The organism is Actinomadura sp. 1N219 (assembly GCF_044326405.1).
GTDB lineage: Bacteria > Actinomycetota > Actinomycetes > Streptosporangiales > Streptosporangiaceae > Spirillospora.
This window is the reverse complement of the sequence record NZ_JBIRAY010000010.1, coordinates 372,263-391,732: the sequence shown is the minus strand read 5'-3', so window position 1 is coordinate 391,732 and position 19,470 is coordinate 372,263. Positions and strand designations below refer to the sequence as shown.

19 protein-coding genes are annotated in these 19,470 nt (G+C 72.4%); 12 read left to right on the top strand and 7 right to left on the bottom strand.

Features of this window, described 5'->3' with window-relative positions; all coding sequences use genetic code 11:
* Nucleotides 1-197: 197 nt before the first annotated feature.
* Complete coding sequence (locus ACH35V_RS29050; RefSeq protein ID WP_395976973.1) at nucleotides 198-890, bottom strand: IclR family transcriptional regulator; 693 nt, start codon at nucleotides 888-890, stop codon at nucleotides 198-200.
* Between the two features lie 156 nt (nucleotides 891-1,046).
* Between ACH35V_RS29050 and ACH35V_RS29045 the strand changes: the two genes are divergently transcribed.
* Entirely contained in the window at nucleotides 1,047-2,669 is a 1,623-nt protein-coding gene (locus ACH35V_RS29045; RefSeq protein WP_395976971.1) for an FAD-dependent oxidoreductase, read from the top strand.
* A 42-nt stretch (nucleotides 2,670-2,711) separates the two neighbouring features.
* Here the strand turns inward: ACH35V_RS29045 and ACH35V_RS29040 are convergent, their stop codons facing one another.
* The gene (locus tag ACH35V_RS29040; protein ID WP_395976969.1) at nucleotides 2,712-4,142 is read right to left on the bottom strand and encodes an FAD-dependent oxidoreductase; all 1,431 of its coding nucleotides are present in this window, start codon (nucleotides 4,140-4,142) and stop codon (nucleotides 2,712-2,714) included.
* A gap of 121 nt (nucleotides 4,143-4,263) precedes the next feature.
* On the opposite strand from ACH35V_RS29040, the gene ACH35V_RS29035 reads away from it, so the two are divergent.
* Nucleotides 4,264-5,094: a VOC family protein gene (locus ACH35V_RS29035; protein ID WP_395976967.1), complete on the top strand. Its 831-nt coding sequence runs from the start codon at nucleotides 4,264-4,266 to the stop codon at nucleotides 5,092-5,094.
* A gap of 23 nt (nucleotides 5,095-5,117) precedes the next feature.
* Here ACH35V_RS29035 and ACH35V_RS29030 read toward each other — a convergent pair whose 3' ends face one another.
* Nucleotides 5,118-6,548 (bottom strand): aldehyde dehydrogenase family protein, encoded by a 1,431-nt coding sequence (locus tag ACH35V_RS29030; protein WP_395976965.1) that lies wholly within the window; start codon nucleotides 6,546-6,548, stop codon nucleotides 5,118-5,120.
* 103 nt (nucleotides 6,549-6,651) lie between these two features.
* Here ACH35V_RS29030 and ACH35V_RS29025 point away from each other — a divergent pair, with 103 nt between their 5' ends.
* Nucleotides 6,652-7,365, top strand: a complete 714-nt coding sequence (locus tag ACH35V_RS29025) for a hypothetical protein (RefSeq protein ID WP_395976963.1) — start codon at nucleotides 6,652-6,654, stop codon at nucleotides 7,363-7,365.
* 12 nt (nucleotides 7,366-7,377) lie between these two features.
* Here the strand turns inward: ACH35V_RS29025 and ACH35V_RS29020 are convergent, their stop codons facing one another.
* Nucleotides 7,378-8,199 (bottom strand): IclR family transcriptional regulator, encoded by an 822-nt coding sequence (locus tag ACH35V_RS29020; RefSeq protein WP_395976961.1) that lies wholly within the window; start codon nucleotides 8,197-8,199, stop codon nucleotides 7,378-7,380.
* Between the two features lie 150 nt (nucleotides 8,200-8,349).
* Between ACH35V_RS29020 and ACH35V_RS29015 the strand changes: the two genes are divergently transcribed.
* On the top strand, nucleotides 8,350-8,796 hold the full coding sequence (locus ACH35V_RS29015; RefSeq protein WP_395976959.1) for a nuclear transport factor 2 family protein: 447 nt from the start codon (nucleotides 8,350-8,352) through the stop codon (nucleotides 8,794-8,796).
* Between the two features lie 20 nt (nucleotides 8,797-8,816).
* Here ACH35V_RS29015 and ACH35V_RS29010 read toward each other — a convergent pair whose 3' ends face one another.
* A complete protein-coding gene (locus ACH35V_RS29010; protein ID WP_395976957.1) occupies nucleotides 8,817-9,263 on the bottom strand; it encodes a hypothetical protein in 447 nt (148 codons plus the stop codon).
* Between the two features lie 116 nt (nucleotides 9,264-9,379).
* On the opposite strand from ACH35V_RS29010, the gene ACH35V_RS29005 reads away from it, so the two are divergent.
* Nucleotides 9,380-10,351: a hypothetical protein gene (locus ACH35V_RS29005; protein ID WP_395976955.1), complete on the top strand. Its 972-nt coding sequence runs from the start codon at nucleotides 9,380-9,382 to the stop codon at nucleotides 10,349-10,351.
* A 50-nt stretch (nucleotides 10,352-10,401) separates the two neighbouring features.
* On the opposite strand, the gene ACH35V_RS29000 is transcribed toward ACH35V_RS29005, so the two are convergent.
* Nucleotides 10,402-11,268 carry a VOC family protein gene (locus ACH35V_RS29000; RefSeq protein ID WP_395976953.1) on the bottom strand — a complete coding sequence of 289 codons (867 nt, stop codon included), beginning with the start codon at nucleotides 11,266-11,268 and terminating at the stop codon, nucleotides 10,402-10,404.
* A gap of 78 nt (nucleotides 11,269-11,346) precedes the next feature.
* Between ACH35V_RS29000 and ACH35V_RS28995 the strand changes: the two genes are divergently transcribed.
* The 7 genes from ACH35V_RS28995 (at nucleotide 11,347) to ACH35V_RS28965 (ending at nucleotide 18,061) form a co-directional block, all read left to right on the top strand.
* Nucleotides 11,347-11,958 carry a hypothetical protein gene (locus ACH35V_RS28995; protein WP_395976951.1) on the top strand — a complete coding sequence of 204 codons (612 nt, stop codon included), beginning with the start codon at nucleotides 11,347-11,349 and terminating at the stop codon, nucleotides 11,956-11,958.
* Nucleotides 11,959-12,035: 77 nt separating this feature from the next.
* Nucleotides 12,036-12,380, top strand: coding sequence for a hypothetical protein (locus ACH35V_RS28990; protein WP_395976949.1), 345 nt, complete (start codon nucleotides 12,036-12,038; stop codon nucleotides 12,378-12,380).
* 13 nt (nucleotides 12,381-12,393) lie between these two features.
* Complete coding sequence (locus tag ACH35V_RS28985; RefSeq protein WP_395976947.1) at nucleotides 12,394-13,251, top strand: IclR family transcriptional regulator; 858 nt, start codon at nucleotides 12,394-12,396, stop codon at nucleotides 13,249-13,251.
* Nucleotides 13,252-13,444: 193 nt separating this feature from the next.
* A complete protein-coding gene (locus ACH35V_RS28980) occupies nucleotides 13,445-14,635 on the top strand; it encodes an ABC transporter substrate-binding protein (protein ID WP_395976945.1) in 1,191 nt (396 codons plus the stop codon).
* Nucleotides 14,632-15,501, top strand: coding sequence for a branched-chain amino acid ABC transporter permease (locus tag ACH35V_RS28975; RefSeq protein ID WP_395976943.1), 870 nt, complete (start codon nucleotides 14,632-14,634; stop codon nucleotides 15,499-15,501). Before ACH35V_RS28980 ends, ACH35V_RS28975 begins: the two co-directional genes overlap by 4 nt.
* Nucleotides 15,501-17,333 carry an ATP-binding cassette domain-containing protein gene (locus ACH35V_RS28970; RefSeq protein WP_395976941.1) on the top strand — a complete coding sequence of 611 codons (1,833 nt, stop codon included), beginning with the start codon at nucleotides 15,501-15,503 and terminating at the stop codon, nucleotides 17,331-17,333. The genes ACH35V_RS28975 and ACH35V_RS28970 overlap by 1 nt, the downstream gene beginning before the upstream one ends.
* Nucleotides 17,330-18,061 (top strand): ABC transporter ATP-binding protein, encoded by a 732-nt coding sequence (locus tag ACH35V_RS28965; protein WP_395976939.1) that lies wholly within the window; start codon nucleotides 17,330-17,332, stop codon nucleotides 18,059-18,061. The genes ACH35V_RS28970 and ACH35V_RS28965 overlap by 4 nt, the downstream gene beginning before the upstream one ends.
* A 76-nt stretch (nucleotides 18,062-18,137) precedes the next feature.
* Here ACH35V_RS28965 and ACH35V_RS28960 read toward each other — a convergent pair whose 3' ends face one another.
* Nucleotides 18,138-19,424: a DUF4437 domain-containing protein gene (locus ACH35V_RS28960; RefSeq protein ID WP_395976937.1), complete on the bottom strand. Its 1,287-nt coding sequence runs from the start codon at nucleotides 19,422-19,424 to the stop codon at nucleotides 18,138-18,140.
* Nucleotides 19,425-19,470: the final 46 nt, after the last annotated feature.

The window sequence follows — 19,470 nt, the reverse complement described above, 5'->3', positions numbered from 1 at the left end:
AGTCGCCCGCATTCCGGCGGACGGAACCGCGCCGCCCCCGCGCGCGCACGAGAGCGTGGGAACGGCCAGGTGAGCGCGTCATAAGGCAAGCGGAAACGCCGCAAGCAGTGGGCTGCGGCGGGGCGTGCCGGAGAGCGGGATCAGGGGTGCCGGGGCGCGGGACGCGCCCGGATGAGATGCGCGACGCGGCCGGACGGTCAGTGCAGGGCGCGGCCGATGCGGTCGGCCAGGGCGACGACCTCGCGGGCCAGCAGGTCGTAGTCGTGGACCTCGTGCGCCGGGACGATCAGCCCGACGGCGGCCTCGGCCTCGCCGGCGATCCCGATCGGGGCCGCGATGCCGGTGAAGTTGGGCACCAGCCTGCTGGTGGTCTGGGCGAACCCCTTGGCGCGGGCCTCGGTGATCTCGGGGTCCTCGCCCTCGACCGGCGGCCTGCCGGCGAGGATCGCCTGGCCGGACGCGGCCTGCGGCAGCGGATGCCGGGACCCCGGGCGGATGCCGACGTGGAAGGCGGCGTTGCGGGGCTCCACCGACGCCAGCGCGACGGCGTCGGCGCCGTCGGCGATGTGCAGGACGGCGGTCAGCCCGAGCCGTTCGGCCGCGTCGGCGAGCTCCGGGCCCGCGATGACGAGCAGGTTGTTCGAGACCTGCCGGGCGAGGCTGAGCAGCGTGGTGCCCAGCACGTACCGGCCGTCGCGGCGTTTGCCCACATAGCCCCGGCTGAGCAGCGTGGTCAGCAGCCGGGCGACGATCGAGCGGTGCACGCCGAGCTTCGCGGCGACGTCGGTGGCCGTGAGGCCGTCCTGGGCGTCCGCGAGAGCTTCGAGTACCTGGAGCCCGCGGTCGAGTGTCTGGGCGACCTCGACCGGCTTGCCCGCACGTGTGTTCATGACGCCCCCGCCCGTCCGCCAATCGGCCACCGATTATCGCACACGGCAACCGAATGATGCAAAAACGCTGGTGGGGGTTGACATTCCGCCGCCAGTTGTCAGGATTGCTCTATATGCGATCTGCATAACCGATAATCGAACGTCGGAGGTGGACGAGTGTCGACAACCGAGAGCCCGGTCGTCATCATCGGGGCCGGACCCGTCGGGATGACCGCGGCGCTGTTGCTGGCTCGTCAGGGCGTCCGCAGCACCGTCCTCGAACGGCGCACCACCCCGAGCTGCGGCCAGTCGCGTGCGGTGACCGTCCAGCGCGACGTCCTGTCCCTCCTCGACAGGCTCGGCGTCGCGGCGGAGATCATGCGGGACGGCGCGAGCTGGTCCCTCGGCCGGACGTACTTCCGCGAGCGCGAGCTCCTCCAGCTCCGCTTCCCCACCTCGGAAGGCGAGCTGTATCCCCCGTTCGTGAACTTCCCGCAGTTCCGCACCGAAGAGCTCCTCCACGCGCAGGCGCAGGCGTGCGGCCTCGTCCGATTCCGGCACGGATGCACCGTCACCTCGGTCGACGACAGCGGCGGCGAGGTGGCCGTCCACGCCTCCGGCCCGGACGGCGCGGAGACCCACCGGGCCCCCTACGTCATCGCGGCCGACGGGATCGGCAGCCGGGTGCGCGGCGGGCTCGGCATCGCCTACTCCGGCTGGCAGACCGAAGGCCGCTTCCTCGTCTGCGACTTCGCCGCCGACCTGCCCTTCAGCCGGGAGCGGCGGCTGTGGTTCGACCCGCCGTTCCACCCCGGCCGGATCGTCCTCATGCACAGCTTCGGCCCCGACCGGTGGCGCGTCGACTGGCAGATCGAGCCCGACGCCGACGAGAACGACTACCTCGCCCGGCTGGACGAGATGCTGCGCGGCGTCATCGGCGAGCACGAGACGCGGATCCTGCGCGCCAACACCTACACGTTCCAGCAGCGCTGCGCGGAGCGCTTCAGCGAGGGCCGCGTGTTCCTCGCGGGCGACGCCGCGCACGTGGTCTCCCCGTTCGGCGCCCGCGGGATGAACAGCGGGATCGAGGACGCGGAGAACCTCGCCTGGAAACTGGCCTTCGTCCTCGCCGGGCGCGCGGACCCCGCGCTGCTGGACACCTACGACATGGAGCGCCGGGCCGCGGCCGAGCACCACGTCGAGGTCACCGGCGCCACGATGCGGTTCATGACGCCCGCGTCCGCCGAGGGCGTCACCCGGCGCGACGCGGTCCTCGCCGCCGCGGCGACCGACCCGGCGCGGCACTCGGACGTGGACAGCGGTCGCCTGTACGAGCCGTTCCCCTACGTCGACTCCCCGCTGACCGTCCCCGGCGACGGCGCGGGCACCCTGGTTCCCGACGGGCCCACGGGCACGACCACGTTGCGCGCCCATCTGGCGGGCGACTTCTCCTTGCTGGCCGTCCCGGGCGACGGAGCGTCGGTGCAGGACGTCGCGCAGCGGCTCGCGTCCGCCACCGCGATCACCGCAGGCCGCAGGTTGACGCTGGTCAGGCCCGAAGGCCCCGCGCCGGAAACCACCGAGACCACAACCCTCCACGACCGGACGGGCACGCTCACCGGCTGGCTCCCCGCCCACACCGACCATCTGCTGATCGTCCGGCCGGACTGCTATGTCGCCGCCTGCCTCCCGCTCCCCCAGACCGCCGGCGAAACCGCCGCGATCGTGACTCAGACCCTGGCCACGGCGCTCACCCCGAAGGTCTCGGCACCCGCCGCCCCTGACCAAATGCCGGTCTGACGGCAAGCCCGGCGAGCCCGGCGAGGGCGGCGCTTCGGGTGCTCAGTGGCCGGCGGCCGGGGTCAGGCGGCGGGCCAGGAGGCGGGCGAAGGTCAGCGCCGGGGTCACCAGCATGCCGCCGCAGAAACTGTTGCCGCAGGTGGCGGCGGCGCCGATCAGCTCGCCCAGCGCGTAGACCCCCTCCATCGGGGCGCCGTCCGTGCGGCGGACGCGCAGGTGCTCGTCGATGTCCACGCCCGCGAACGTCACGAGCGTGATCGCATGGTTCTCCATCGCGAAGAACGGCGGGTCCGCGATGGGGGCGGGCAGGTGGACGCGGCCGAAATCGGCGTCGTGGCCTGACGCGACCGCCTTGTTGTAGCGGTCGACGGTGTCCTCCAGGCCGGACGGGTCTATACCCGTGAGCGCGGCCAGGCCGGCGAGCGTGTCCGCCTTGTGGACGCCCGCGCGCACGCCCGCCTTCGCCAGCAGGTCATCCGGGCTCCAGCCGATGACCATCGGGACGGAGTTGAGCCGTGCGCCGTCGTCGAAGACCGTCCAGAAGGCGCCGCCGGTGGACGCGGCCAGCGCGCGTTCCTTGCGGTCGATGCTGGGCTCGTCCTCGGCGACGAACCGGCGTCCGGCGCGGTCGACGTAGATCTCCCAGGGGAGGCGCTCGGTGGCGACCAGCAGCGGGCGTTCGCCGAAGTACGCCCTGCCCGGCGTGGTCGGGTGCGGGAGCCCGCCGAAGGTCGGCAGGTACCGGCCGCGCCCGGCGATCGCGGCGCCGGCGTCGCGGGCGATGACCAGGCCGTCGCCCGTGGACGTCGGGTGCGCGGCGCTGACCAGCGGGACCCCCTCGATCTCCTGGAACAGGTCGTCGTCGGACGCGAACCCGCCGGTGGCGAGGACGATCGCGGGAGCCGTCACCTCGATCTCGTCCACGCCGCCGCGCAGCACCGTGACGCACGGCGCGGCGCCGGCCTGCTCGGTGAGGCCGACGGCGGTGCTGCCGAGCCACAGGTCGACGCGTCCGGCGGCGATCTGCTCGTCCAGCAGCCGTTTGAGGACGGCCAGGATGGACAGCCCGGCGTCCTTGCCGTAATAGGTGCGCGGCACGCCGTACGGCTCATGGCCGTAGACGAGGCGCGGCGTCTCGGGCGCGAACTCGAAGCCGAGGTCGTCCAGCCAGTCGATGGTCTCGGGCGCGTTGCGGGCGGCGAGGTCCACGAGGTCGGCGCGGGCGGTGCCGCCGCTGATCCGCTCGATGTCGGCCAGATGCGCCTCGACGGTGTCGTCGATGCCGCGATCGCGCTGGCGCCGGGTGCCCGCGGCGGACATGTGCCCGCCGGTGGTGTGCAGGGTGCCGCCGACCCGGGAGTCCTTCTCGACCAGCAGCACGCGGGCGCCGCGTCCCGCCGCCTCGGCGGCGCACGGGATCCCCCCGGTGCCCGCTCCGACGATGACGAGGTCGTACCGCTGGACCGCCGTCACGATCCCTCCGTTCCGGTCACGGGAACGATGTTTCATTAATGCTGATATGTTGCTTGACTTTAAAGGTCAGACACAAGGGGCGTCTCACTTACTGGAATGTCGTCCCGCTGGAGGTGGTGACATGCCGCTCGGGGCCGTCGTCGAGGCCGTGGTGGGGACGCGCGATCTCGACGCGTCCGTCGCCTTCCACACCCGTGCGTTCGGCCTAGAGGTGCTCGGCCGCGACGCGGGCGGCGCACTGCTCGGCGGACCGGGCGGCGACACCGGCCTGCTCCGCCTGGCCGCCGTTCCGGGGGCGCCGGGCGCGCCGGAGCCGTCCTCCCCCAGGCTCTGGGACGTCGGGCCGCGGCTGCTCGGCATCTACTCCCGCGACCTGGAGCGGACGGCCGCCGCGATCGACGCGGCCGGCGGCCGCTCCCTTCCGCGCGTGACGTACCCGTACGGCGCGGCGACGCTCAGCGAGTTCGTCGCGCTCGACGCGGACGGCGTCTGGTGGACGATCCCGCGCGCCGCGACCGGCCACCGGCCGAGCCCGGCCCTGGAGTCCGACCCCGAACGCTTGCACGGCGAACTGCACACCGCGGTGATCGTCCCGGACGATCACGACGCCGCCGTCGCGTTCTTCGCCGGGGCGGGCGGCCTGGAGATCCTCTTCGAGGGCGAGATGTCCGGCGCGCCGTTCGACCGGATGACGGGCATGCCGGCGGGCGCGTCCCTCCGGCTGACGTTCCTCGTCTCGCCCGGACACGCGCCCGCGCGGCTGGAGATCATGTCGTTCGCCGGGGTGGACGCCGCGGACCGCACCGGCGGGCCGCTCGGGCTGCGCCGCCTGGTGTTCGCGTCCGACAGCCCGGACGAGACCCGGAACGCCCTGCTCAAGGCCGGTGCCGCCCCACTCGGCGCGAACGCGCTGCGCGGACCGGCCGGGATCGAGATCGAACTGCGCGGCTGACCGGATCAGGCGAACCGGCCCGGTCAGCTGAACCACCAGGGCGCCCTGTCGTCGGGCGAGCGGATGAGGAAGGAGCGCTGCCGCTGGAAGCGCCGGATGGACGCCGCGCCCATCCGCGACCCGCCAAGGCCGGACGACTTGAAGGCGTTCTTCTCCCCGTCCTGGACGAACCCGCTGAGCGAGGCGTCGTTGACGCTGATCCCGCCCGCCTCCAGCCGCGCGCCGACCGCCAGCGCCGCCTCCGTGGTGGACGCGAACACGGCCGCGGACAGCCCGAACTCGCTGTCGTTGGCCAGCGCCACCGCTTCGTCGTCGTCCGCGAACGGCATGACGGGCAGCACCGGGCCGAACGTCTCCTCCCGCATGACCTTCATCCCGTGATCGACGCCGGTGAGGACGGTCGGCTCCAGGTAGACGCCGCCGCCGAGTTCGCGGATCTCGCCGCCGCAGCGGACCGCCGCGCCGCGGGCGACGGCGTCCGCGAGCTGGTCCGCGATGATCGCGATCTGCGCGGCGGAGATGATGGGGCCGAGGTCGCCGTCCGCCACGTCCGGGTATGCGAGGCCGACCTTGCGCGCCCGCGCGACGAGCAGGTCGACGAACTCGTCGTGCACCGGCTCGGCGACGTAGACGCGCTCGATCGACATGCAGGAGTGGCCGGTGTTGACCGTCCCGCCGTAGAGGATCGCCTGCGCGGCGCGGTCGAGGTCGGCGTCCGCGCGGACGATCGCGGGGTCCTTGCCGCCGAGTTCGAGGAACGCGGGGATGAACCGGGCCGCCGCGGCGGCGCCGACCGCCCGTCCGGTGCGGACGCTGCCGGTGAAGCAGACGAGGTCGACGGTGTCGACGACCGCGGCGCCCGTCGTTCCGTCGCCGTCGATGACGGTGAAGACGCCGTCCAGCTCGGGGACGGTCGCGACGCGGTCGCGCAGGACGTCGGCGAACCGCGGGGTGATCTCGCTCGGCTTGAGCAGCACGGCGGACCCGGCGAGCAGCGCGGGGACGGCGTCGATCATGGCGAGGAGCAGCGGGAAGTTCCACGGACTGATGGCGCCGACCAGCGGATACGGCAGCGGGTCCTGGCGCAGCGCGATGCCCGGCATCGAGGTCGGGACGGCAGCGTCCGCGGTGAGCAGGTCCGCGGCGAGGAGGGCCGGGGCGCGGTCGCACCAGCGGCCGAGGGACGCCACGACGCTGTCGACCTCCAGCCGGGAGACCGGCAGCCGCCCGGTGTCGGCGACGAGCGCCGCGACCATCGTCTCCGCGCCCGCGGCGACGGCGTCGCGGAGGGCGCGCAGAGCGTCGGCTCGCCCCTGCGCTCCGAGGGCCTGCCAAGCCGGTTGTGCGGCGCGGGCGCGGGCCGCCGCCGCGCGGACGTCCTCGGCGTCCGCGCAGGTGAGGGTGTGGTCCACGCGTCCCGTGCGGGGGTCGCGCACGCCGAGCTGTCGTCCCATCGGAGCCTCCCGAGAACCTGTTCCGCCGACTGTAACGCTGTTCCGTCCTTCTCGGAATGATGGTACGAATAACAGTCTGACGTTTCCCCCGACGGAGGGCCTCGTGATCGGCACGCACGGATGGACGCTGCACAGCTGGGCGATCCTGCTGCACATCGTCCTGTTCGCCTACTGGCTGGGCGGGGACCTCGGCGTCTTCTACTCCAGCCGGTTCATCCTGAAGCCGGAGCTGTCCGCCGAGGCCCGCGGGATCGCCGTCAAGATCATGCACGTGGTCGACATGTCGCCGCGGATCTGCCTGGTGCTGTTCCTGCCGAGCGGCATCACGCTGATGGCCGCCGACGACCTCGGCCGCGACGTCTTCGGCGGCTGGCGGCTCGCCGCCGTCTGGGCCCTCGCGCTGGTCTGGCTGTGGCTCGTCATCGCCGACTACCGGCGGCGACCCGGACGGTTCGGCGCCCTCGTCCACCGGACCGACCTCGCCGTCCGCATCGGACTCGTCGCCATCCTCCTCGGCGCCGCCGCCTACACGTTCGCGGCGGACGAGCCGTTCGGCGTGACGTCCAACCCCAAATGGCTCGCGGGCAAGGTCGTCGCGTACGCGCTCTGCATCGCCGGCGGCCTGATGATCCGCGTGAAGCTCCAGCCGTTCGGCGCCGCGTGGGCGACGCTGGTCAGCAAGGGCAGCGACCCGGCGGTGGAGCGCGACATCCGCGGCGCCGTCCAGGGCAGCATCCCGTACGTCCTCGCGATCTGGACGCTCGTGGTCATCGCGGCGCTGCTCGGCGTCGTCAAGCCCGGGACGACGGCCTACTGAATGCGCGGGGCATCACGCGGCGCGGTGGCCGAACCGTTCCGACAGCCGCCGGACCGTCTGCAGCAGCGCGGCGGCGCACGCCTCGGCCTCCTCGCTGAACCGCTCGACCGGCCCGCTGACGCTGATGACCGCGATCGGCCGGTCGTGCTGGTCGAGGATCGGCGCGGCCACCGACGCCGCGCCCGCCTGCCGCTCGGCGGCCGACCGGGCGTAGCCGCGGGCCCGGATCTCGGCGATCTCGCGCCGCAGCCGCGACGCGTTCGCGATCGTCGCCGGCGTGAGCTGCTCCAGCGCGGGCTGCGCCAGGTAGTGCGCGATCTCGTCGTCGGACAGGAAGGCCAGGAACGCCTTGGACGACGCGCCCGCGTGCAGCGGGTACGGCCGGCCGAGCGTCACCGACATGATCAGCTCGCGGCGCGGGGTGACCTGGTCGATGTAGGAGCGCGTCCAGCCGGACCTGACCGACAGCGTCGCGGTCTCCGACGTCCGCTCGGACAGCGCGACGAGCTCGGGCCGGGCGACCGTCCGGACGTCGATCCGCTCCAGGTACGCCATGCCGAGCTTCATCGCGCCGATGCCGAGCGAGTAGCGGCGGGTCGCCTCGTCCAGCTCGATCAGCCCGCGCAGGCGCAGCGACGAGAGGATGCGGTGCACGGCCGCCTTCGACATCCCCAGCGCGTTCGCCACCTCGGTGACGCCGAGCGTCGCCGACCGCTGCTCGGCGAAGAACATCAGGACGTCGGCCGCCCGTTCCACCGTCGCGATCGTCTGCCCGGACCCGGCGGTCTGGCGCGAGCCCGGGGAACGCTCGCTCGGCTGAGCGCTGCTGCTCATGGACGTGGTTCCTTCCCGACGCCAGGACGATATCCGTTTCGATCAGTGTAAAACCGTTCCGTCCCCGAGGACGGTCCCGAGCGCTTCGAGAACCCTAGCCCACTCGCCGCAGCATCCACGATCAAGCCGCCTGATCCGGGAGGAACAGCGATGAAGACTCCGCTCGCCGCCGTCGAGGACATGATCCAGGCCGTCATCGACCGCGATCTCGACGCCGTCCTGGACGCGTTCTCCAGCGAACCCGACGCCTACGTCTTCCCCGAGGGCCCGCGCTGGACGACGCGCGGCGGCGACCGCATCGAGCGGGGCTGGCGCGCGTACTTCGAGGCGCCCGTCGGGATCGACGCCTTCCGGTGGGCCGAGGGCCCGCACCTCTTCGAGAGCGGCGCCCTGGGCCAGGTGACCGGGGTCGTCGACTACGACGTCCACGGCGACGGCCGCGAGGGCCGGCTGCGGATGCGGATGACCTGGCTGCTGCGCTTGGAGCGGGACCGGTGGCGGGTCGTCCACGAGCACGGCTCGCAGCCGCTCGCCGACCCCTACGGCGCGGGCGACTGGTGGCCGGACGGCGCCCGCCCGCTCGGCACTCAGCCCTGACCCGCCGCGCCCGACTGGGCTCAGGCGACCCTGGACTCGTTGATGATCGTGCGCCGCACGAGCCGGTCGCCGTCCATCCAGTGCCAGGTCCGGCACTTGTGCAGCCCGTCGCGCGACAGCTGGATCAGCTCGTAGAGGTAGTTGCCGGGGTCGCTCTTGTACGACCAGGTGAGGACGATCGCCTGCCCGTCCACCTGGCTCATCTCCCCGACGATCCGGTCGTTGTCGAAGTGGCAGACGTCGCCGCGCAGGCGGCCGCCGAACTCCAGCTCCTGCACCCGGCCGTCCGCCCAGGTGTAGGTGTTGACCTGGAAGATGTCGTACGAGCCGTCCGCCGGCACCCAGCAGCGCAGGTGCGAGGCGTGCCGGTCGACGACCGTCCCCGCGGCGTCGAGGTGGACGTACTCGCCCCGCCACTCCCCGAGGTGCCTGCTGTTGATCGGCATGCCCGGAACTCCGGCGCGCATGGGTCCTCCTGTCCGCGGGGTCGGCCGGACGTTGACAGCCCGGCTCCGGCGAGCCTAACGTCACCGCCGAGAAATCGAAACACCATTCCGCAAAACGGAACATCGAGGATACCGCCATGGACGACCGCCCCACGGACCCGCTGGTGGACGGCATCACCGCCGCACTCGTCGGCGTCACCGACTTCGCCCCCCATCTGGACTTCTTCGGCGGCCGGCTCGGCTACGAGGTCGCCGCCGAAGGCGAGGTCCCGGGCCCGGTGGCCGCCGCGCTCTGGGGCACCGGCCCGTCAGGCGTCGAAGCGATCGCCCTGAGCGCGGCAGGCGCCGACACCGGACAGATCCATCTCGTACGAGTCCCGGAGCCGCTCGCCCCGGCCGCACGCCCGCACAACCTCGACATCGGCCTGATCGGCATCGACATGTACGCCAGGGACATCGAGACCGCGCACGCGCGGTTCGCCGAGGCGGGCATCGGCTGGTCGACGCCGCCCGCCACCTACGCCGTGGCCGCCGGCGACCAGGAGGTGACGGTCACCCAGGGCGTGTGCCCCGCGCCCGACGGGACGGCCGTCGTGTTCGTGCAGCCCGCCGCCGCGCGCGGCACCGCCGCCTGGGACGCCGACCCCGAGCGCCTCTACACCGAGCTGACCTCGGTGGTCTGCCACGTCCCCGACGCGGACGCCGAGATCGCGTTCTGGGGGCCGGACGGCCTCGGCATGTCCCTCTGGTACGACGTCGTGTTCTCCTCGCCGGGCTTCGACGCCGTCGCCGACCTCCCGCCGGGCACCCGGATGCGGCTGGCGTTCCTCGCCGGGGAGCGCACGGCGAGGATCGAGGTCACGTCGGCGGAGGGCGAGCACCGGGTGGACCGGCGTCCCGTCCAGCGTCCGGGCCGATCGCTCGGGCACAGCGGCTGGACGGTCCGCACCCGCGACCTCGCCGCGGCCCTGGACACCGTCCGCCGCACCGGCGGCCAAGTCACCGCCGCACCGATCGAAACCGACGACCCCCTACACGGCAAGGCCACCGCCACCACCGCGACCACGCCGAACGGCGTGCCAGTCACCCTCTACGAACCACTCCCCTGACCCAAGCCCCCCACCCACCCCGACCGCCGCCCATCCGAGTGGGCGGTGGGTTAGGCGGTCCAGAGTTCTAGGTGGGCGCCGTCTGGGGAGGTGGCGGTGAAGGCGTGGCCGCCGCGTAGGGCGCTTTCTACGATTTCGCCGGTGTGGGCTCCGGCGGTGGTTAGGAGGGTATGGGCGGCGTGCAGGTCTTGGACGGGGAAGGCGCCCGCGTGCATGCCGGACGTGAACGACGCGTCGCCCTCCGGGAGGTCTAGGCCGGGGAAGCTGATCAGCTCGACGCGGGCGCCGCGGCCGTCCCAGAAGAGGTCCAGGACGATCTCGGCGTCCGGGGCGTCGATGCCGATCAGCGCGGCCACCGCCGGGTTGACCAGGCGCTGCGAGTAGAGCGGTTCGAGGCCGAGCCTCGTCCAGAAGGCGTGGTCGCAGCCGCGGGTGAGGTGGACGGCCGCCTGGAGTTCGGAGTGGCGCCGGGTCTCGTCGCCGTCCAGGAGGCTGGCGCGGCGGGAGTCGCCCTCGACCAGGACGACCCTGAAGCCGCCGGGGCCGACGACCCCGCACTCGGCGAAGCGGCGGCCGCCGAGTTCCCAGCGGGCGATCGGGGACGGGACGCCGCCCGCGGCGACCAGGTCGGCGACGCTCGCCTCGATGTCGCGGGTGTAGACGTCGACGGCGTAGCCTCCGGCGGCGATGGCCGGGGAGCCTTCGGGCGCGGCGACCAGGAGCAGGCCGCCGGTGTCGGCGCCGTCCGGGAGGTGGAGGACCTCCTCGGCCGGGCCGGGGAGGCCGTAGAGGGCTTCGGCGGCCGCGGGGTCGAGCGTGCCGCGGCGGCGTTCGGCGAAGCCGAGGACGGACAGGAACCGCGCGCCGGCGGCGAGGTCGTGGCATCCGAGTACCGCGTACCGGGGGCTGCTGAGCATGGGGCGCTCTCCAGGATCGACGACCGGACGGGACGCGGGCATACTAACTGAAACATCGTTCCGAAATGAGGAACAGGCATGGCGCTCTACCTCGATGACGTGGATCCGCTCGGCGGCTGGCTGCCGTGGCGGACGTTCACGATCCCGGGGTCCGCGCCTCCGGTGGCGCTGGTCAGGCTGGAGGTGGACCGCGGGGACGGGTCGTCCTTCTCGCTGGTGCGGTTCCCTGCCGGATGGTCGCGCCCAGGGGCCGGGTACTACGGGTGCGACGAGGAGTTCGTCGTCCTGGACGGCGAACTCGAAGTCTCCGGCGCCGGCTACGGGCCGGGCGACCGGGGCTGGATCCCGGCGCGCGGCACCCGGACCGATTCGCGCACGTCGACCGGGGTGACGGCGCTGGCCTGGTTCTCCGGCGTCCCGGACTGGTTCGACGGTGCGGGAGGCGCAGAGGGCGCCGCGCGGACGCCGCTGCTCACGGTCCCGGTCCCGGACGGCGGGCTGCCGCTCCGTTCGGCGCGGTCTGGGGGAACGTGGGTGTACGAGCAGGTTCCCGCCTCGTTCGGGGCCTCCGCTCGGGTTCTCTGGCTCGCCGCGCCGCACGGGCCGCGCTGGACGGCGCTCGGGCCGGGCGAGCCGGTCCCGCCCGGACGGACGGGCCGCGCCTTCGTCCACCTGAGGTATTCCAATTAGCGGAAAGCTGTTACAGGATGACCTTCGCGACCTGATGTGACGTCGTTGCGTACAGCGGAACACACGGAGGACTCTGCATGATCTACCTCGTCTACCGGATGAAGCTGAGCGAGCGGTCCCGCCGCAACCAGAAGGAGTTCTGGGCCTGGCTGGAGGACCGCGAGCGCTGGTTCTACCGCGATCTGCCGATGGTCAAGGAGGTCCGCTGGTACTACAGCGTGATCGGCGACGTCTACACGATCGAGAACTGGGCGGCGTTCGAGGACGAGGCCGCGTGGGGCGACTACCGCGCCGCGCTCGGCGGGCTGAAGTCCGACGCGGAATGGGAGGGCGAGCGCGTCACGCAGGACGACTGGTGGGAGTTCCTCGACACGCGGATCGTCACCGACCCGCCGGTGCCCGTCGGCCTGCGCCGCGACTGAGCCGGGACCCGCGATGCCCCGGCAGACCCGCGCCGCCGAGCAGACCCGCGGCGGCGGCGAGCAGACCCGTGCCGCCGAGCAGGCCCGCGGCGGCGAGCGGAGCGGGCAGTCGGCCTCGACGGTGGAGCGGGCGGCGGACGTGCTGGTGCTGTTCGCCGAGGCCGGTTCCCGGACGCTCGGCGTCACCGAGATCGCCGACGCGCTCGGGCTCTCCAAGCCCGCCGTGCACCGGATCCTCACGTCGCTCCGCAGCCGCGGGCTGCTCCAGGTGGACGAGGAGACCCGCAGGTACGCGCTCGGCCTGACCGCGATGCGGCTCGGCCTGGCCTACCTGGACCACATCGACGTGCGCCGCCTCGCCGCTCCGGATCTCGTCGCGCTGTCCGGCTCGACGCGGGAGACGGCGACGCTGTCCGTCCGGGCGGGGGCGCAGCGCGTGTACGTCGACCAGGTGACGCCGGACCGGGAGGTGATCATGTCCGTGTCGCTCGGCGTGCCGTTCCCGCTGCACGCGGGCGCGTCCTCGAAGGCGTTCCTGGCGTTCCTGCCGGGGCCGGAGATCGACGAGTGCCTCGCGGCCGGGCATCTCAGCCGGCTCACCGACCGGACGGTCGTCGACCGGGACGCGCTCAGAGCGGAGCTGGCCGCGATCCGGCGGCGCGGGTACGCCCGCTCGTTCGCCGAGCGGCAGTCCGGCGCGGCGTCGGTCGCCGCGCCGGTGTTCGACCACCACGGCGTCCCGGCGGCGGTGGTGAGCGTGTGCGGGCCGGTGGAGCGGTTCCGCGGCGAGGCGGAGGCGTGCGCGGAGGCGCTGCTCGCCGTGACGGGACGGCTTTCCGCTCTCATGGGCCACGTTACCGATCCGAGCTGACGGGCCCCGGCGGCCACGGTCCGCGCCCGCTCCGGCGGGCGCGGCGAGGGCCCCTGTTATCGCAGCTCACCATGTAACAGAAACGTCATGGAGCGAAAAAGTCAGACCTATTGACACTCGTTGAGAGCGCTCTATAGCGTCCATCTCTACGGAACCGCGTTCCGATAACAGGAACGTCCTGGCGGAGGTGCAGATGCGCAGATCAGTCGTCACGGTCGCCGCGGGGCTCGCGGCGCTGGCCGTGACCGCGGCCGGATGCTCGGGAAAGGCCGCGGGTGACAAGCCGGAGCTGCAGATCGGATTGATCGCCCCGATGAGCGGGCCCTTCGCCGTGCTGGGCATCTCGCAGCAGAACTCCCTGAACGTGGAGATCGAGCGGATCAACGCCGCCGGCGGGCTGGACGGCTCCAAGCTGAAGCTCGTCGTCCGCGACTCGGCCCTCGACCCGGGCAAGGCCGTCCAGGCGGCCAACGAGCTGGCCGGGAACGACGCGGTGAAGCTGGTCGTCGGCCCGTCGCTGACCGCCTTCTACGACGCCGCCAAGGGCACCTACGAGAAGAACGCGAAGCTCAACTGCCAGCCGGCCGTCTCCACCGGCGACTTCTCCGGCCTCAAGTACGGCTTCCGCTCGCAGGACCCCTTCACCCTCGACGCCCAGGTGGTCGTGAGCTGGCTGAAGCAGGAGGGCGCGAAGTCGCTCGGCCTCGTCTACGAGGGCGACGACACCGGCAAGAACACCGACGCGCTGCTGAAGACGCTGCTTCCGCAGGCCGGCATCAAGTACCTCGGCTGGGAGAAGAGCCGCGCGGACGACCAGTCCCACCGCGCCCACGTCGACAAGTTCAAGAACGCCGGGGCGATCATGGTGTCCAGCAGCGTCGGCGGCGCGAAGACGATGGCGGCCGCGGCGCAGTCCGGCTACAAGGGCAAGATCGTCGGCGCCGGCTCGGGCATGCAGAACATCTCGTTCATCGAGGCCGCGGGCGACGCCGCCAAGGGAGCGGTGTTCCCCGCCGCGCTCTACGAGTACCCGACGCGCAAACCCCGCGCGGAGTGGATGCCCGGCTACCGCAAGCACATCGAGGCGATCGAGGCGAAGTACGGCAAGAACGTCGGGCCGAAGAGCGGCGCGACGTCACCGAAGGGCGCCGCCATCGCCGCCGACTGCCTGTTCGCCTTCGAGCAGGCCGTGAAGTCGGCCAAGAGCACCGAGGCGGCCAAGCTCGCGGACGCGATCGAGAAGCTCGACGTCACGGCGCAGCAGAGCCCGTCCGGCAACGCGATCAAGCCCGGCGACAAGCACGAGTTCTACAGCCAGGTGCACCTCTACCAGTGGAACAAGGACGGCAAGGGCTGGTACACGGAGGAGATCAGCTCGTCGTGAGCGCACAGGTCTGGATCGACGGGCTGTTCGCCGGGTCGGTGTACGCGCTGGTCGCGCTGGCCCTGGCGATCGTCTTCCAGCCGACCCGGGTGATGAACTTCGCGCAGGGCGAGCCGCTCGTGCTCGGCGCGGCCATCAGCTACCAGGTGGTGGCGCTGTGGCAGTGGGGGTGGCCGGCCGCGCTGCTCGTCACGCTGGTGCTCGGCGCGGGGATGGGGCTGCTCAGCGAGCGGATGATCATGATGCCGGTGCGGCTGTCCGGCTCCCGGTACGCGTGGATCATCGCCACCCTCGCCGCGGCGATGATCTTCCAGGCGCTGTTCACGCTGCGCTACTTCGACGTGGACGCGCTCCGCCCGCGCGCCCTCGCCCCGGGGCATCTGGACTTCCTCGGGCAGCGCATCGCCTGGCAGCAACTGCTCACGGTCGGCGTCGCGCTGACCGTGATGGCCGGGTACGACGTGTTCCTGCGGCGGACCGCGTACGGCCGCGCGATCCGGGCCGCCTCGCACGACGCCGACGCCGCCGTGATCATGGGCGTCCCGGTCCGCCGGGTCATCCTGCTCAGCTTCGTGATCGCGGCGGTGATCTGCGCGTTCGCCGGCGTGCTGGCCGCGCCGCTGCTGTTCATCGGGCCCGCGTCCGGGCTGCTGTTCACGATCAAGGGATTCACCGCGGCGGTGATCGGCGGGGTCGGGTCGCCGCGCGGCGCGCTGGTCGGCGGGCTGGTCGTCGGGCTGCTGGACGCCGTCGTCCGCAACCTGGCCGGCGCCACGACCGGCGACTTCGTCGTGTTCGGGCTGCTGGCGCTGATCCTCGTCGCGTTCCCGTCCGGCCTGTTCGGCAAGCCCATGGAGGCGCACTGATGAGCGCACCGACGAAAACGGCGGCCGCAGGGACGGCCGTGCTGGACGCGGCGCTGCGCCGGCTGCCGACGGTCCTGACCGCCGCGGCGGCCGTGATCCTGCTCGCGTGGCCGGCGATCACCGACTTCTACAGCTACAACGCCTCGTACTACAACGGGCTCGTGGCGTCCGCCGCGATCAGCGCGATCCTGACGATCTCGCTGAACCTGTCGATGGGGTTCGGCGGGCTGCTGTCGATGATGCACACCGGCATGCAGCTGCTCGGCGGGTACGCCGTCGCGTACGTGACCGTGGAGTCCGGGCTGCCATGGCCCATAGGGGTGGCGCTCGCGATGCTGCTCGGCGCCGTCTTCTCCGGCCTGGTGCTGATGATCAGCCTGCGCGCCACCTACCTGTACTTCGGCATGATCACACTCGCCGCCAACCTGATCGTGGTGGAGGGCGGCAAGGCGTGGGACGGGGTCACCGGCGGCGTCAACGGCATCGTCGGGGTCGCGCCCGGCGGGCTGTCGAAGGTCCAGTTCTACTATGTGACGCTCGCCGCGCTGGTGATCGTGTACGTCGTCCAGCGCAACGTGGTCCGCAGCGGCGTCGGGCGCGCGATGATGGCGGTCAAGGAGAGCCCGGACACGGCCGCGGCCATGGGCATCCGGCCGACCCGCACCAAGGTGCTCGTGTTCACGCTATCCGGCGCGATCGCCGGGCTGTCCGGCGGCCTGTACGCGCTGCAGCTCGGCTTCATCAACCCCGACGTCGGCATCCTCGACAACGGCCTGGTGTTCTTCGTCGGGCTGTTCCTCGGCGGCATCGGCACCCTCGCCGGGCCGGTGCTCGGCGTCGCGGTCATCGCCGCCGTCGTCGAGCTGATCAAGGACCATGCCCGGTACACGACGCTGTTCCTCGGCTGCACGCTGCTGCTCGCGATGATGCTCGTCCCGAAGGGCCTGGTCGGGACGTGGCGGAGCACCCGGTTCGGCCGCCCGCCCGAGGGCGAGGACCACGAGCCGTCCGGCGCGCTGCCCGAGTCGGTACTGCCCGGCGCGGTCGACCCGGACGTCCCCGCGCTCGAAGGGCGCGGGCTCGTCAAGCACTTCGGCGGCGTCAAGGCCGTCGACGGCGTCGACGTCTCCGTCGCCCCGGGCAGCGTGCACGGCATCATCGGGCCGAACGGCTCCGGCAAGTCCACCACCGTCGCGTGCCTCACGCGGTTCCACCGGGCGGACGCCGGGGAGGTGCTGATCTGCGGCGAGCCCGCGCCGGGCCGTCCGCACGCGGTGGCCGAGCGGGGCGTCACCCGCGTCTTCCAGGCGCCGCACCTGTTCGCGCAGCAGAGCGTCCTGGACAACGTGCTCGCCGGGATGCGCGGGCGCGAGAAGTACGGGCTGCCGTCGGCCGTCCTGCGGCTGCCGCGCTACCGGCGCCGCGAGGCCGCGTCCCGCGCGGAGGCCGCCGCGCTGCTCGCGTTCGCCGGGCTGTCCGGACGCGCAGAGCAGCCCGCCGGGTCCCTGTCGCACGGGCAGAAACGCCTGCTGGAGGTGGTGCGGGCGGTCGCGTCCGGGCCGCGCGTGCTGATCCTGGACGAGCCCGCCACCGGCCTCGTCCCCGCCGAGATCGAGGCGCTCGCCCGGCTGTGCCGCGCGTTCCGCGACCACGGGCTCGCCGTCGTCCTGATCGAGCACAACATGGACTTCGTCATGGACGTGTGCGACGAGCTCACCGTGATCGACAGCGGGAAGGTCATCGCGTCCGGCCCGCCCGCGGACGTCCGCTCGGACCCCGCCGTGCTGGACGCCTACCTCGGCCGCCCCGACCTGGTGGAGGACCTGACATGACGGCGCTGCTGGAGATGGCCGGGATCCGGGCCGGGTACGAGGGCGTCCGGGTGCTCGACGACGTCGCCGTGACGGTCGGGGAGGGCGAGTTCGTCGTCCTGCTCGGCCCGAACGGCGCCGGGAAGAGCACGACGCTGAAGGTCCTGTCGGGCCTGCTGAAGCCGTCCCAGGGGACGGTGTCCTTCGCGGGGGCGGACATCACCCGCGTCCCCGGATGGCGCCGCGCCGGGCTCGGCATCGGCCACGTCCCCGAGGGCCGGCGGATCTTCCCCGACCACACGGTGCTGGAGAACCTCCAGCTCGGCGGGTTCTCGCGGCGCCGCGACCGGGCCAGGACGCAGCGGCTGATGGACGAGGCGCTGGAGCTGTTCCCGCGCCTCGCCGAACGCCGCGACCAGGCGGGCGGCACCCTGTCCGGCGGCGAGGCGCAGATGCTCGCGATCGCCAGGGCGCTGATGAGCGAGCCGAAACTGCTCGTCCTGGACGAGCCGTCCCTCGGCCTGGCCCCGCTCAAGGCGGCCGAGCTGTTCTCCTACATCAAGCGGCTGCACGCCGAACGCGGCATCTCGGTGCTCCTGGTGGAGCAGCTCGCGCTGATCGCGCTGCGGCTGGCCGACCGCGCCTATGTATTGGAGCGGGGCCGCATCGGCCTTTCCGGGACGGCCGCGGAAGTGGAGGCCGACCCGATGGTCAAGACGCTCTACCTCGGCGGCGAATCCGCCGCCTGAATCGCATAAGGGACCTGAATCGCATAAGGGAAATGCCCGGGCCGTTCGGCCCGGGCATTTCCTTGTGGAGCGGGTGTCACATGCCGTCGCCGTTCCAGCGGCCCGCGCTGCGGCTGCGGATCGGGCGGCTGGACAGGATCGGCGCCGGAATGGGGTCGCCCTTCTGCCAGCTCCGGCCCGCGCCCCAGACGTGCGCCTGGTCGTCGGTGCGGTCGGCGGGGTGTTCGAGGGACGCGGGCTCGGCGCCCCAGTCGGCCTTCAAGGCGTCGTCGTGGTCATGGTCGTGGTCGTGATCGTGGTCGTGGTCGTGGTCGTGGTCGTGGTCGTGGTCGTGGTCGTGGTCGTGGTCGTGGTCGTGTCCGTGGCCGCCCTGGAGGCGGGCGGCGTCCATGGCCTTCGCGATGGCGAGGAGGCTCTTGTCGGTGCCCGTCCCGTGCTGGACGTAGTCCTCGTCGATCTCCCCCTGCTCCCGCTGGTACCGCACGGACGCCTGGAGGTCGGCCAGGTCCCGGTCGCTGCGTCCCGGGCTTCCGGCGCCCAGGTCGTGCGACGACGTCGACCAGCGCAGCCGGGTCTCCCCCGGCCCCCAGTTGATCGCCTCGCCGCCCCAGCGGACCCATTCGCTCTGCGTGTACCAGTTGAACAGCTCGCCGTCGGAGCGCAGCAGCCACGTCGCGCCGCCCTCCATGCTGGTGAAGTGGCCGTGCTTCACGCGCGCCGGACGGAAGAAGTACGTGCCGAGGTCCAGCGTCCCGAAGTTGTACTCCATGTGCCCCTGGACGGTGTACGCCTCCTCGTAGCACGGGTGGTGCGCGAGGCGGTGGTCGGTCCAGCCCTCCTGCGCGTGGACGAGCCGCGTGTAGAAGCCGGTCACCGGGTCGACGTGCAGGTACTTGATGAACAGGCCGGGCATGGGGCCGGGGTTCGGCACCGCGTCCCAGGTCATGGCGTCGGAGTCGACGACGAGGACGTCCTCGCGGGCGTCCTCCCAGCGCGGCGCGTTCGTGTTCTCGACGGGGTCGAACCCGGCGTCGCCGTACTCGCGGTAGTGCAGCAGCCGGGTGCCCTCGCGGAAGGTGATGGCCTCGGTGGGGACGCCCTTCGGCGCGTAGACGTAGCCGCCTTGGCCGATTTCCCTGCCGTCGTAGGTCATCGACCCTTCGAGCACGTAGTACTCGGTGTTGGCATGGTGGATGCCGGGGCCGCGGCCCCAGTCGGTGTGGAAGTCGACGCGGAGCGAGCAGGAGCCGTCCTCCTCGTCGACCGACAGCCGGCGCTCGCTGGCCCGGCCCTCGCCGCCGGCGAGTTCGGCGCCGTGCCAGACGTAGTCGGCCTCCTGGATGAGTTCGACGTGGGGTCGCAAGAAAGAGCACCTCTTCCGGATTTCGGTTATGGGGGAAAATGCGGCG

Coding starts and splice junctions, on each gene's coding strand:
- ACH35V_RS28980 (WP_395976945.1), top strand. CDS start 13,445: ATGCGCAGATCAGTCGTCACGGTCGCCGCGGGGCTCGCGGCGCTGGCC.
- ACH35V_RS28990 (WP_395976949.1), top strand. CDS start 12,036: ATGATCTACCTCGTCTACCGGATGAAGCTGAGCGAGCGGTCCCGCCGC.
- ACH35V_RS28985 (WP_395976947.1), top strand. CDS start 12,394: ATGCCCCGGCAGACCCGCGCCGCCGAGCAGACCCGCGGCGGCGGCGAG.
- ACH35V_RS29020 (WP_395976961.1), bottom strand. CDS start 8,199: ATGAGCAGCAGCGCTCAGCCGAGCGAGCGTTCCCCGGGCTCGCGCCAG.
- ACH35V_RS29015 (WP_395976959.1), top strand. CDS start 8,350: ATGAAGACTCCGCTCGCCGCCGTCGAGGACATGATCCAGGCCGTCATC.
- ACH35V_RS29035 (WP_395976967.1), top strand. CDS start 4,264: ATGCCGCTCGGGGCCGTCGTCGAGGCCGTGGTGGGGACGCGCGATCTC.
- ACH35V_RS29005 (WP_395976955.1), top strand. CDS start 9,380: ATGGACGACCGCCCCACGGACCCGCTGGTGGACGGCATCACCGCCGCA.
- ACH35V_RS29030 (WP_395976965.1), bottom strand. CDS start 6,548: ATGGGACGACAGCTCGGCGTGCGCGACCCCCGCACGGGACGCGTGGAC.
- ACH35V_RS29050 (WP_395976973.1), bottom strand. CDS start 890: ATGAACACACGTGCGGGCAAGCCGGTCGAGGTCGCCCAGACACTCGAC.
- ACH35V_RS28970 (WP_395976941.1), top strand. CDS start 15,501: ATGAGCGCACCGACGAAAACGGCGGCCGCAGGGACGGCCGTGCTGGAC.
- ACH35V_RS29000 (WP_395976953.1), bottom strand. CDS start 11,268: ATGCTCAGCAGCCCCCGGTACGCGGTACTCGGATGCCACGACCTCGCC.
- ACH35V_RS29010 (WP_395976957.1), bottom strand. CDS start 9,263: ATGCGCGCCGGAGTTCCGGGCATGCCGATCAACAGCAGGCACCTCGGG.
- ACH35V_RS28965 (WP_395976939.1), top strand. CDS start 17,330: ATGACGGCGCTGCTGGAGATGGCCGGGATCCGGGCCGGGTACGAGGGC.
- ACH35V_RS28995 (WP_395976951.1), top strand. CDS start 11,347: ATGGCGCTCTACCTCGATGACGTGGATCCGCTCGGCGGCTGGCTGCCG.